This window comes from Streptomyces sp. NPDC059009 (genome assembly GCF_042740175.1).
GTDB lineage: Bacteria > Actinomycetota > Actinomycetes > Streptomycetales > Streptomycetaceae > Streptomyces.
The window spans coordinates 1-12889 of sequence record NZ_JBHYJB010000087.1 but is presented as its reverse complement, the minus strand read 5'-3'; the positions used below and the strand labels follow the sequence as shown (position 1 = coordinate 12889).

At 72.4% G+C, this 12889-nt stretch carries 7 protein-coding genes; 4 read left to right on the top strand and 3 right to left on the bottom strand.

Features of this window, described 5'->3' with window-relative positions; genetic code table 11:
* Nucleotides 1-206: 206 nt before the first annotated feature.
* Entirely contained in the window at nucleotides 207-3824 is a 3618-nt protein-coding gene (locus tag ACFWYM_RS44475; RefSeq protein WP_384851256.1) for a BTAD domain-containing putative transcriptional regulator, read from the top strand.
* Nucleotides 3825-3891: 67 nt separating this feature from the next.
* On the opposite strand, the gene ACFWYM_RS44470 is transcribed toward ACFWYM_RS44475, so the two are convergent.
* On the bottom strand, nucleotides 3892-5829 hold the full coding sequence (locus ACFWYM_RS44470; protein ID WP_384851255.1) for a sigma-70 family RNA polymerase sigma factor: 1938 nt from the start codon (nucleotides 5827-5829) through the stop codon (nucleotides 3892-3894).
* Nucleotides 5830-6029: 200 nt separating this feature from the next.
* Nucleotides 6030-6827, bottom strand: a complete 798-nt coding sequence (locus tag ACFWYM_RS44465) for a TetR/AcrR family transcriptional regulator (protein WP_384851253.1) — start codon at nucleotides 6825-6827, stop codon at nucleotides 6030-6032.
* A 374-nt stretch (nucleotides 6828-7201) separates the two neighbouring features.
* Here ACFWYM_RS44465 and ACFWYM_RS44460 point away from each other — a divergent pair, with 374 nt between their 5' ends.
* Entirely contained in the window at nucleotides 7202-8593 is a 1392-nt protein-coding gene (locus ACFWYM_RS44460; protein WP_384851251.1) for an NAD(P)/FAD-dependent oxidoreductase, read from the top strand.
* A gap of 142 nt (nucleotides 8594-8735) precedes the next feature.
* Nucleotides 8736-10400, top strand: coding sequence for a SpoIIE family protein phosphatase (locus ACFWYM_RS44455; RefSeq protein WP_384851249.1), 1665 nt, complete (start codon nucleotides 8736-8738; stop codon nucleotides 10398-10400).
* 41 nt (nucleotides 10401-10441) lie between these two features.
* Here the strand turns inward: ACFWYM_RS44455 and ACFWYM_RS44450 are convergent, their stop codons facing one another.
* Entirely contained in the window at nucleotides 10442-11722 is a 1281-nt protein-coding gene (locus ACFWYM_RS44450; RefSeq protein WP_384851247.1) for an MDR family MFS transporter, read from the bottom strand.
* A 104-nt stretch (nucleotides 11723-11826) separates the two neighbouring features.
* Here ACFWYM_RS44450 and ACFWYM_RS44445 point away from each other — a divergent pair, with 104 nt between their 5' ends.
* Nucleotides 11827-12375: a MarR family winged helix-turn-helix transcriptional regulator gene (locus tag ACFWYM_RS44445; protein WP_384851245.1), complete on the top strand. Its 549-nt coding sequence runs from the start codon at nucleotides 11827-11829 to the stop codon at nucleotides 12373-12375.
* The last annotated feature ends 514 nt before the right edge of the window (nucleotides 12376-12889 follow it).

The following is a 12889-nucleotide window of genomic DNA, read 5'->3' as shown; positions in this document are numbered from 1 at the left end:
CCGCGTGCGCTGCGTAAAAGAGACCGCAGTACAGCAAGCCGCCCAGGCCAGTACTCGTGTAGTCGTCCGGCGCCCCCGGCTTTTCGAGGACGGACATACCGCCGCGTCCCCACCCCGACCCCACCACCCACCCACCCGCACCCACGAACCCGCCCCCGCCCCCACCACGCACCCCACCCACGAGCCGAACGGGCGAGAATGACCCGGTGCGGTACGGAATCCTGGGCGCCACAGAGGCGTACGACGACAACGGCAAGCCCCTCCCCGTGGGCGGCCCCCGCCTGCGCACCCTCCTAGCGGCCCTAGCCCTCCGCCCCAACCGAACAGTCACCGTCGACACCCTCATCGACGAGGTATGGGGCACCACGGCCACAGAAACCACCGCCCCCACCGTCCCCGCCGCCCCCACCGACGCCCCCGCCGCCCTCCAGGCCCTCGTCGGCCGCCTGCGCCGCGCCCTCGGCAAGTCCGCCATCGCCTCGGAGAGCGGCGGCTACCGCCTCACCACCACCCCCGACGACATCGACCTGTTCCGCTTCGAGCGCCTCACCCGCGAAGGCACCACCGCCCTCGAGCACAACGACCCGGAGACCGCCGCCCGCACCCTCCGCGCCGCCCTCGCCCTCTGGCGCGGCCCCGCCCTCGCCGACCTCCCCGACCGCTCCGCCGCCACCCGCCCCGAGGCCCGCCGACTCGAAGCCACGCGCGCGCGTGTCGAGGCCGACCTCCTCCTGGGGCAAGCCATGGACGTCGTACCGGAGTTGAGGGAGCTCACCGCGGCACACCCGTACGACGAGCCCCTGCACGCCCTCCTCCTCCGCGCCCTGCGCGCCACGGGCCGCAACGCCGACGCACTCGCCGCCTACGAAGACGCACGCCGCACCTTCGCCGACGGCCTGGGCACGGACCCGGGCCCCGAACTGCGCGCACTGCACACGGAGTTGCTGACGGCAGACGACACCCCCCGCCCCAAGGCACCCTTCAACCCCAACCAGCCCGCCAACCTCAACCAGCCCACCGACCCCAACCAGCCCACCGACCCCAGCCCCAACCAGCCCACCGACCCCAGCCCCAACCAGCCCACCGACCCCAGCCCCAACCAGCCCCCCAACCCCAAGCACACCCCCAGCCCTACTAGCCCCTCCCACCCCAGCCACCCCAGCCACCCCTCCCACCCCACCCGCCCCAACCCCCAAGGCAACCTCCGCACCCGCCTCACCTCCTTCGTGGGCCGGGAACCCGAACTGGCCGCCATCCGTTCGGACATGAGACAGGCCCGCCTGGTCACCCTCACCGGCCCCGGCGGCTCCGGAAAGACCCGCCTCTCCGAGGAAGTCGCCGCCGGCCACCCCCACGCCTGGCTGGTCGAGCTCGCCCCGCTCGACCACCCCGAGGCGGTCCCCGGCGCCGTCGTCAGCGCGCTCGGCCTGCGCGAGACGGTGCTCGCGACCAACGAGATGACCGCCCCGCACGACGACCCGGTCGCCCTGCTCATCGAGTACTGCGCCCAGCGCAGCCCCTTCCTGATCCTCGACAACTGCGAGCACGTCATCGGTGCCGCCGCCGAGCTCGCCGAGACCCTCCTGACGCACTGCCCGGACCTCACGATCCTCGCCACCAGCCGTGAACCCCTCGGCGTGCCGGGGGAGTCGGTGCGCCCGGTGGAGCCGCTGCCGCCGGACTCCGCGTACCGCCTGTTCACGGAGCGGGCCCGGGCGGTACGGCCCGGCTTCGACCCCGACGGCGACTCCGAAGCCGTCGCGGAGATCTGCCGCCGCCTGGACGGCCTGCCGCTCGCCATCGAGCTGGCCGCGGCCCGCCTGCGGATGCTCACGCCCCGCCAGATCGCCGACCGCCTCGACAACCGCTTCCGCCTCCTGACCAGCGGAGCCCGTACGGTCCTGCCCCGCCAGCAGACCCTCCGGGCGGTCGTCGACTGGTCCTGGGACCTCCTGGACGAGGCCGAGCGGACGGTTCTGCGCGAGGTCTCGGTCTTCGCGGGCGGCTGGGACCTCGGCGCCGCCGAGGCCGTCTGCGCGGGCGCCGCCGAGTTCGGCCCCGTCGCCGACCTCATCGGCGCCCTGGTCGACAAGTCCCTGCTCCTCGCGGCCCCGGTGGGACGCGGCGGCGACGGAGGGGAGGGCGGCATGCGCTACCGGATGCTGGAGACCATCCACGAGTACGCGCGCGAGCGCGCCGCCGAGACCCCGGACGTGCTCGCGGCCGCCGTCCGCCACCACGGCGCCTGGGTGCGTGCCCTCGTCGAGGAGGCCGACCCCCTGCTGCGCTCGGCGGAGCAACTCCCCTGGATCGCCCGCCTGGAGACGGAGCTGGACAACATCCGCGCCGCCCTCAGGCGCGCCATCGAGGCCGCCGACGAGGAACAGGCGTCCGCCCTGGCGCTCGCCACGTCCTGGTTCTGGTGGCTGCGCAACTACCGCAGGGAGAGCGCGGATTGGGTCAGCCGCATCTTGAACATCGGCCACACGAATGACCCAAACCTCCCAAGCCCCCCGGACCCCCCGGACCCCCCAAGCCCCTCGGACCGCCCAAGCCGCCTGAACCACCCAAGCCACCCCGACCACCCCAGCCCCCCAAGCCCGAACGACGACGCGACCGCACCCCTCCCCATCGCCACCGCCCGCACCACCTTCCACACCGCCCCCAAGGACCCGCACGACCCCCTGTACTGGCCGTCGATGACCCTGCGGCTGCTCCACCTCTTCGTCGTCATCGAGTCGCGCGCCGCGGCCCATGAGCTGAGCGACGAGCAGAACCTCCGCTACGTCAACGAGGTGCGTGCGGCCTTCGAGCACGGCGGCCCGGCCGCGGCCCGCTTCCCCGGTCTGGTCTGGCCGTTCCTGCTCTTCTTCAGTGGTGAGTCGGCGGAGACCGCGCGCGCCTCGGCGGACGCGGTGATCGCCAACTGCCGGCGCCACGGCGGGGACTGGGAGCTCGCCATCACCCTCATGTTCCGGGCCCACATGGCCGTCGACATGCCCGGCAACCTGAAGGGCGTCGACGACTACCTCGCGGAGCTGCGCACGCTCAGCCGCCGGGTGGGCGACCGCTGGCTGCGCGCTCAGGTGTGCAGCGCGGCGGGCGAGGCCGCGATGGCCCGCAGCCTGAACGAGGAGGCCCGCGAGGAGTACGAGGAGGCGCTGCGCCTCGCGTACGAAGTGGGGGCCTACGCGGAGACCCCCTTCCTGCTCGCCCGTCTCGCCGAGATCGCCTACCGCGCGGGCGACGTGGACGTGACGGCGAAGGTCCTGGAGGAGGCGGGCGCCGAGGCCGACCGATACGGGGTGGCGGACTCGCGCGCCTTCGTCAGCCTGCTGAGCGCCCTGCTCGCCCTCGAGGAGAACGACACGGCCCGGGCCCGCACCCTGCTGGTCGCGGCCCGCGCGGAGACCGAACGCGGTACGCCGCCCCCGCAGTTCGACGCGGCCGTGTGCGCCATCGAGGCCCGTATCACCGCCGCCGAGACGGGCCCGCGCAGCGCGCTGCCCGTCATCGCCGCAGGGCTGCGCGCCGCCGTGGAGGCCCAGTGCGCCGAGGTCGTCCTGGCGTCCCTCGTGGACTGCGTCGCGCACCTCCTCGGCTGCTGCGGCGAACACCCGCGCGCGGCACGCCTGTTGGCGGCGGGTGCGCGCCTGCGGGACGGCCACCCGCGTCCCATGCCGGAGCGGGCCGAGGCCGAGCGGGTGGAGGCCGAGGCACTGGCCGCGCTCGGCCCCGAGCGGTACGAGGCGGAGCGCGCCAAGGGCGCCGCCCTCACGGTGGAGGACGCGGTCGCGGAGCTGGCCGAGTCGATGGCCGGCTGACCTGAAGAGGGCACCCAGCGGCACCCAGCCGATCGACCGGGTCTCAGGTGCCCGTTGCCCGTCGCGCTCAGGTGCAGCGCATCCGCGACTGCGCCCAGTCCGCGAGGGCCACGGAGTCGAACGGCGTGTGCGGCTCCACGACCAGCCTGATCGTCTTGCGCCCGGTCAGGCCCACCTGCACGGGCACCGCCGGGTCACCGCCCTTCATGATCGGCGACTGCCACAGCCGCGCCCCGTCCGCGTACACGGAGAACTGCACCGAGCCGAGGCCGAGCGTCATGTCGTCGATGCCGACCATCGCCTCGTACGTGGAGCAGCTGCGGTTCAGGTCGATGGTGACCGAGGAGTTGCCGTGCACCGTCACGCCGTGCGGGTACTGCTTGTCGGCGATCGTCATGCCGTAGCGCTGCCACACCCAGCTGCTCTCGCCGAGCCGCATCTCGGGCTTGGTGCCGTCCCCGAGGGCGCCGTACTCCAGCTCGCTCCACTGGTAGACCTTCGGGGCCGGTGGCGGGGGCGGTGGCGGAGGAGGTTTGGGCTTCTCCTTGGTGGGGGTGGGCGTGGGCTTCGGCGGGGGCGGCGGCTTCGGCTTGGGCTTCTCCTTCGTCGGGGTCGGCCTGGGCTTGGGCGGCGGAGGCTTCGGGGTCGGCTTGGGCTTGGGCGGCGGGGGCTTCGGCGTCGGCTTCGGCTTCGGCTTGGGCTTCTCGGGCGGGGGGTTCTGGACGACGGGGGCGGACGAGGAGTGGGCGGCCTTCGGCTTCTCCTTGGGCTGCGGGTCACCGGCGAGCGCGATCGCCACGGCGACCCCGGCCGCCACGACGACACCCGCCGCGATGCCCGCCTTCGCCGGGGCACCGAGCCCCTCGGAGGCCGCCGCGCCACCCGCGCCCGCACTGCCGGACGAGCCCCCGCTCGCGGCCGCCGCACCGGCGGCTCCGGCGGCACCCGCACCCGCGGCGCCACCGCCGATGAGCGCGACCGCCTTCGCGTACCCGGCGGCACCGAACCAGCCGATGACGGCGATCGGCACGACACCGGGGATGCCGCTGGCGACTTCCTTGATCTGGCCCGCCGCGAGGCGGCACTTGGCGCACTCCTCCAAGTGCTTGCGCAGCCCGCGCTCGGCACGGGTCCGCAGGCTGCCCCGGGCGTACGCGCCGAGCCGGTCGGCGTAGCGCGCGCACTCCTCGCTCTCGGTGAGCGTGGTGCTCACATGGGCCTGGAGGTACGCCTCCTTGAGGCCCTCGCGCGCCCGCTTGGCAAGCACCCGGGTGCCATTGGCGTCGAGCCCGAAGAGCGTGGCCACCTCGCTCGGCGACTCGTCCTCGATCTCCGTGTGCCACAGCACCGCCTGCCAGCGCTCCGGCAGGGACCGGAACGCCTGCATGGCCATCGACTGCTCGGCCTCGTGCATCGCGCGGACGTCGGCGCCCAGGTCCAGGGTGTCGTCGTCGGACACCTCGGCGCTGCGGGCGGCCTGCGCCGCGAAGACGGCGAAGTCCTCGACCAGTTGCTCCCGCTTCGCGGACTTCGTCCACCCGGCCGCGACCCGGCGCACCGTGGTGAGCAGATAGGCGCGCACCGCGTGCTCGGGCCCGCTGCCGCTGCGGACGGCCTGCAGCATCCGCGCGAAGACCTCGGCCGTGAGGTCGTCGGCGGTGTGCGCGTCCCGGCAGCACGTACGGGAGTAGCGGCGCACCGCCTCGGCGTGCCGGCGGTACAGCTCCTCGTACGCCGAGTCGTCGCCCGCGCGCATGCGGGCGATCAAGTCGGCGTCGGACGAGGGAGGTTCACCCGCCCTGCCCGCGGCGGCCAGCCCGGCCGGGGCGCCCGACGGCTCCCTGCCGACCTCCCGCTGCGGAGGCACACTGGCGTCCTGTGGAGGCACACCGGCGTCGCCGCCGTGCGCTCCACCGCCGCCGATCGGACCGCCCTGGCTCGGCACCTGCCGCGAAGGCAGCGCTCCGGTCTCCGAGGACGGTTCGTCCCGCCCGTCACCACTCATCGCGGAAAGCCCCCGCTTGCACACTCAGACCCGACCACCGGGAAAGAGTGCCACAAGGGCGCGCAGAGGTGGACAGAGATGCCCGGCAACCACTCATCCGGGGTGACTTCCCGCAAGCCAGCACTATCGTTCACCCTTGCGGGGAAGGCTCAACTACCGCTCGGTCAGGCGGAGTTGAGCCCTGTCGCCCGGCTGAGCCGTCACGCGGGACGCGACCGCAGCCCCTCCAGCAGGATGTCGAGCAGCCGCGACGAGGCCGCAGCCTGCTGAGCCGCGTCCGGCAGCGAGGGCGCCGCCGTCGCTATCACCAGCAGAACGTCCGCCACCGTCACGTCCGTACGCAGCTCGCCCGCGGCCCGGGCCCGCTCCACCAGACGGCCGACGACCTCGAGCAGCTCGACCGCGCCCGCGTCGACCCCGGCGACGGCCTCCGCCGCCGAGGCGTCCGCCGCGAGGGTGTCCTCCGTCGGCTGGCGCTGCTCGATCAGGCGCAGCTCGCGCGGCGGCGTGGGCGACTGCCGCTGCTGCGGCACCCGTGCCTCCTCCTCGTGCCCCGCTCCTTCGTCGGCGACGCTGACCCGCAGCACCTGAGGCGGCAGCAGCCGGCCCGCGCCGGAGGCGACCGACGTCCGCAGGAAGCGCGACAGCGCCGACCACGGCTCGTCCTCCTGCCCCAGCGCAGCGCGCGCCTGGTCGGTGAGCCGGGAGGTCTCCTCCTCGGCTATGCGCCGCACCAGCACGTCCTTGCTGGGGAAGCGCCGGTAGACCGTGCCGACGCCGACGCGCGCGCGTCGGGCCACGTCCTCCATCGGCGCGCCGTACCCCAGCTCGCCGAAGACCTCGCGGGCCGCGCGCAGTACGTGCTCAAGATTGCGCTGTGCGTCGACGCGCAACGGTGTCGTGCGCGCCCCTTCTCCGTGATCCCGTCCATTTCCGCCCGTGGCGACGGCTGCTGCCGACGCGGTCGCGGAAGTCCACTGAGAGTCCTGAATGTGCATACGTTCCCCCGGTAATGACGTCTCCCCCCGGAGACACTCCCCGCCATTGGCTACCGAAGTGTGCGGACTGAACGGTCGATGGGCCCGGATCCCCGGACCCGACGAGCGCATCCCCCGACACCCCGACGTCCCACGAACATAGTTGAGCGGGAGTCAATTCAGAAGAGGCGGGTTCCGCACGGACCGCCCCCCGATCGGAGTACGCACCGATTCCGACCCGATTGCACCCCCTCCTCTTCCCCCTTTCGCCCCCGCTGACCTGCACAGCTTCTCAAGACCCGGACCTCCCGCCCACGGCGAGCCAGGCGCCGCCTCCGGTCACACAAATTGCCGGGCCTGTGGACAAACCCGCTGCCCCAGTGCGTCATGGACGGGTGACGGCTGCCATCTCCCGGGGCACGACCCCCGCATCCCCACCCGGTACGCGCATTCTCGTGGTCGGAGGCGGCTACGTCGGCCTCTACACCGCGCTGCGTCTGCAGAAGAAACTGAAACCGGAACTGAAGCGGGGTGAGGCCGAGATCGTCGTCGTCACGCCCGATCCCTACATGACGTATCAGCCGTTCCTGCCCGAAGCCGCCGCGGGCTCCATCTCGCCCCGCCACGTCGTCGTGCCGCTGCGCCGCGTCCTGGACCGGTGCCGCATCGTCATCGGCGAGGCCCGGTCCATCGACCACGAGAAGCGCACCGCGACCGTCACCACCCTCGCCACGGAAGAGGAGGGCACGGGCGCCGTCGACATCGCGTACGACGAACTCGTCCTGGCCCCCGGCTCCATCTCCCGCACCCTGCCCGTGCCCGGCCTCGCCGACCACGGCATCGGTTTCAAGACCGTCGAGGAAGCCATCGGGCTGCGCAACCACGTCCTCGAGCAGATGGACATCGCCTCCTCCACCCGCGACCCGGCCATCCGCGACGCCGCCCTGACCTTCGTCTTCGTGGGCGGGGGCTACGCGGGCGTGGAGGCGCTCGGCGAGCTGGAGGACATGGCCCGCTACGCCTCGCGCTACTACCACAACGTCAAGGCCGAGGACATGAAGTGGATCCTCGTGGAGGCGTCCGGCCGGATCCTGCCCGAAGTCGGCGCGGAGATGGGCACGTACACGGTCCGCGAGCTGCGACGGCGCAACATCGACGTACGCCTGGAGACCCGGCTCGACTCCTGCGAGGACCGCGTCGCCGTACTCAGCGACGGCGCCCGCTTCCCGACCCGCACGGTCGTGTGGACCGCGGGCGTCAAGCCCCACCCGATCCTCGCCGCCAGCGACCTGCCGCGCACCGAACGCGGCCGCCTGAAGTGCACCGCCCAGCTGTCCGTCGACGGCGCCGCCCACGCGTGGGGCGCGGGCGACGCGGCCGCCGTCCCCGACGTCACCGCGGCCGAGCCCGGCACGGAGTGCGCGCCGAACGCCCAGCACGCGGTGCGCCAGGCCAGAACGCTCGGCGACAACATCGTCGCTTCCCTGCGCGGACAGCCCCTCAAGGAGTACGAGCACAAGTACGTGGGCTCCGTGGCGTCACTGGGACTGCACAAAGGTGTCGCGCACGTCTACGGACGGAAGTTGAAGGGCTACCCTGCCTGGTTCATGCACCGCGTCTACCACTTGAGCAGAGTGCCTACGTTCAACCGCAAGGCCCGTGTGCTCGCCGAATGGACCCTCTCCGGCCTGTTCAAACGCGAGATCGTCTCCCTGGGGTCGCTCGAACACCCCCGTGCGGAGTTCGAACTCGCGGCCGGGGGCGAGCGCCCGAAGGAGTCCTCCTGACCACAAGGAGGAACTCCCCGTACTGGACCGGCGTCTGACGGATGTCAGTCCGCTCGGCCAGACTGTTCGTGTGACCATGGGCGGGCCCGGACCGCCGGCCAACCCAGCCCGATCCAGAAGCGACATCACGAGGCCAACCGCAGTGAACTTCACGCGCTGGAGCGCCCGGCTCCCCGGAACGCAGCGCCGCGCCGCAGGGCGGACCGACCACAGCATCTCCCCGGCGCAGCGCGGCGAGAGCTCGGTGCCCGCGGCCCGCGCCGAGCACCTCACGGACGAGGCGGCACCCGCCCCCGCCGTCGAGGACCTCCCGGTGCGCGAGATCCTCGACCGCATCCCGGCCCTGGTCGCCCTCGTGCACGGCCCCGACCACCGCGTCGCCTACGTCAACGACGCGTACGCCGCCGCCTTCGGCACCCGCCCCACCGGCGACCCCGCGCGCGAGGCGCTGCCCGAGCTGGAGGAGCTCGGCCTGCTGCCGCTCCTGGACCAGGTCCTGCGCAGCTCCAAGCCCCGCACCGTCAAGTCCCGCAAGGCGCCCGGCGGCCGCTCCTACACGTTCACGTGCACCCCGGTGACGCTCCCGCTCGGCAGCTCCGCGAAGGACGCCGACGAGGGCGGGGTGCTCGTCTTCGCCGCCGACGTCACCGACCACGCGGAGGCCGCCGAGCGCCTGCGCGCCAGCGAGCGCACCCAGCGCGAGACGGCCGTCACGCTGCAGCGCTCCCTGCTGCCCCAGGAGCTGGAGCAGCCCGACGACCTGCGCATCGCGGCGACGTACCAGCCGGGCGGCACCGAGGCCGCCGTCGGCGGCGACTGGTACGACGTGATCACGCTCGGCGGCGGCCGCACCGCCCTCGTCATCGGCGACGTGATGGGCCGCGGCGTGCGCGCGGCCGCCGTCATGGGCCAGCTCCGCACCGCGGTCCGCGCCTACGCCCGCCTCGACCTGCCCCCGCACGAGGTCCTCCAGCTCCTGGACGGCCTCGCCGCGGAGATCGACGCCAGCCAGATCGCCACCTGCGTCTACGCGGTCCACGACCCGAACGAGGGGAGCCTGGTCTACGCCTCCGCCGGCCACCTCCCGATCCTCGTACGGGACGAGAACGGCACGATCCACCGCGCCGAGGAACCCACGGGCCCGCCGCTGGGCACCGGCGGCTGGCTGCACGCCTCCGGCTCCGTCCCGCTCGGCCCCGGATCCACCGCGGTGCTCTACACGGACGGCCTGGTCGAGCGCCGCGAGGAAGACATCGACGAGGGCGTCGCCGCCCTGGAGAACGCCCTCGCGGGCGCCACCGGCACCCCTCAGGTGGTGTGCGACCGCCTCATCCGCGCCCTCGGCGTCACCGCGGACCACGACGACGACGTGGCCGTGATGGTCCTCCAGCACCCCGCCCGCACGGGCGGCGACGCGGAGCTGTTCCGCAACGCCGCCCTGGAGCTGCTCGGCGGCGTGGAGGCCGCCCCACGCGCGCGTGCGTTCGCCACCGGAGTCCTCGCCAGCTGGCGCTTCCCGGCGGAGCTGAACGACCTGGGGGTCCTCGCCGCCAGCGAACTCGTCGCCAACTCCCTGCAGCACGGCACCCCGCCGATGCGCCTGCGCCTGCGCCGCACGGACCGCCGCCTGATCATCGAGGTCACCGACGGCGACGACCACCTGCCGCGCCGCCGCCGTGCCGAGCCCGCGGACGAGGCGGGCCGGGGCATCGCCATCGTCGCCACGATCGCGTCGAGCTGGGGCTCGCGCCGCACCCCGGGCGGCGGCAAGGCCGTCTGGTGCGAATTCGCGCTCCCACGCGCGTAGGCCCCGGTTTCGGAAAACCGGGGCCTACGGGGAAGGGTGCTTCAGGAGTTCGCCGCCACCGGTTCGGTGGGGCTGCCCTGCGCCACGACGCGGCTGCGCTCCTTGTACGGATGGTTCTGCGCGGGCGTGAGCCGCTTGCCGAGGCGCAGCGCCAGCACGGAGATGCCGAGCGAGAAGAGCAGGAAGGTCACGATGTACGGGGCGTGCAGCGTGGCCCCCATCGGCCCGCCGACGGCCGGACCCACGGCCAGCGCGAGCTGCTTGACCAGGGCGAAGGCCGAGTTGTAGCGCCCGACCATCGACTCCGGCGCCAGATCGGCGACCAGCGGCGCCACGGTCGGCGCGAGCATCGTCTCGCCGATCCCGAACAGCGCGTACGTCGAGATGAACGCGGCGGTGGCCATGGCCTGGCTGCCGTGCCCCATGCCCGCGTACCCGGCGGCGATCCACGCGACGGCCCAGATGAGCCCGACGGTCGCGATGACGCGCGAGCGCTTGCGCCGCTCGACGAACCGCAGGACCGCGAACTGCGCGATCACGATGGCGCCGGTGTTGGCGGCGAGCGCGATGCCGAGGGTGGAGGGGGAGATCCCGGCGGCCTCGACCCCGTAGGCGCTCAGGCCCGACTCGAACTGGCCGTAGCAGGCGAAGAAGAGCACGAAGCCCAGGACGCACAGCTGCACCATGGTGCGGTTGCGGAAGACGTCCTTCATGGTGCCCCTGGCCTGCGGGGTGGCATCCGCGATCCGCGCCGACCGGGGCATGCGCGCGGTCAGCATGACGGCTATCAGCACCAGGAAGATGGCCGTCTCGATCGCGAAGAGCAGCGTGAAGTCACTGGCCCGCTCGTGCTTGACGATCTGGCCGCCGATCAGGCCGCCCACGCCGAGACCCAGGTTCTGCAGGAAGAACTGCATGGCGAACGCGCGCGTGCGGGTCTCCTGCGTCGAGCACTCCACGATCATCGTCGCGAGCGCCGGCTGCATCACGGCCTGTCCGGCACCGAGCAGACCGGCCGACAGCAGGACCAGCTCCGGGCTGCTGGACAGCCCGAGGCTCATCGCGCCGACGGCCGCGGACAGCAGGGCGACGATCAGTACGGGCAGCGGCCCACGCCGGTCGATGGCCCGACCGGAGAAGGGCAGCACGATCAGTGCGGCCACGGCGAACGCGGCGAGCACGAGGCCCGCCGTCACAGCGCCGAGATCCCGGACCTGCGCCACGTAGACGTACAGGAAGGGGACGGTAAAGCCGAGACCGAACGCACTCAGTGCGTTGCCCACATGGATCCGGCGCATCTGCGCGCCCATCGCCCTGGTCACTTTCACCTGCCTTAGGAGTGAAGACTTCGAAGCTAAAGTTAGGAGCTAAACAATACACATCGAAGGACTTCAACGCCAACCGGTGCCGTGCCATACTGCGGCCCATGGCTGACGCGCCCGGCTCAGGTGAGCCGACACTTGAAGAGCAGATCGCCGCGTACCAACGGGAGTTCCAGGGGTTGGACCCCCAGGTGGAACAGATCGTCTCGGCCCTCGGCCGCCTCAACCGCCGCATGAACGTCGCCTACGGCCGCCAGACCGCGACCCTCGGCATCAGCAACGCCGAGTGGGAGGTCCTCAAGGCCCTCGTCCTGTCCGGCCCCCCGTACCAAATGGGCCCGGGCGACCTGGCGAAGCGGCTCGGTCTGACCCCGGCGGCCATGACGCACCGCATCGACCGCATGGTCACGGAGGGCCTGGTCACCCGCGACCGCGACGAGTCGAACCGCGTACGCGTGATCGTCGAGCTCACCGCGGAGGGCCGGGAGAAGTGGCTGGACGCGATGCGCCTCGCCTCGGTCTTCGAGGAGGACCTGCTCCAGGACCTCTCCCAGGACGAGCGCGGCACGCTCGGCGCGGTCCTCACCCGCCTCCTGCGCCGCGTGGAGCACGCCCAGCCCGACGCGGGCGGCCGCCTCACCGACCTGGACTGACGGGCACGACAGGGGTTCATCGAGGTTCACCGGAGGGGGGTTGACAGCCCCCCTCCCGATCCGTAAGGTTCTTCGGGTTGCCACGGAGCCGTAACGGTTCTGCGACAGCACCTCCCGCCGCTCAAGCGGCACACCAAACCATCAGCACGACTTCCCACGGGAACGAATTCGGCGTGCCCGAATTCAATTCCACGGCTCGATTATGAACCGCGGGAAGAATCCGCTAAGGTTTTGGACGTCGGAACGGCCCAACAGCCGCAAAGACAGCCCGAGTTGACCGGGAATCAGGCCCGAAAGGATCTGATAGAGTCGACACCGCCGGAAGGCCGAAAGGCCGGAAAGCAGAGCAAGACCCCGAGGAAATCGGAACGGACCGGAAGCCCGGAAAGATCTGATAGAGTCGGAAACGCAAGAACAAGAGAAACACCGAAGGGAAGCGCCCGGAGGAAAGCCCGAGAGGGTGAGTACAAAGGAAGCGTCCGTTCCTTGAGAACTCAACAGCGTGCCAAAAATC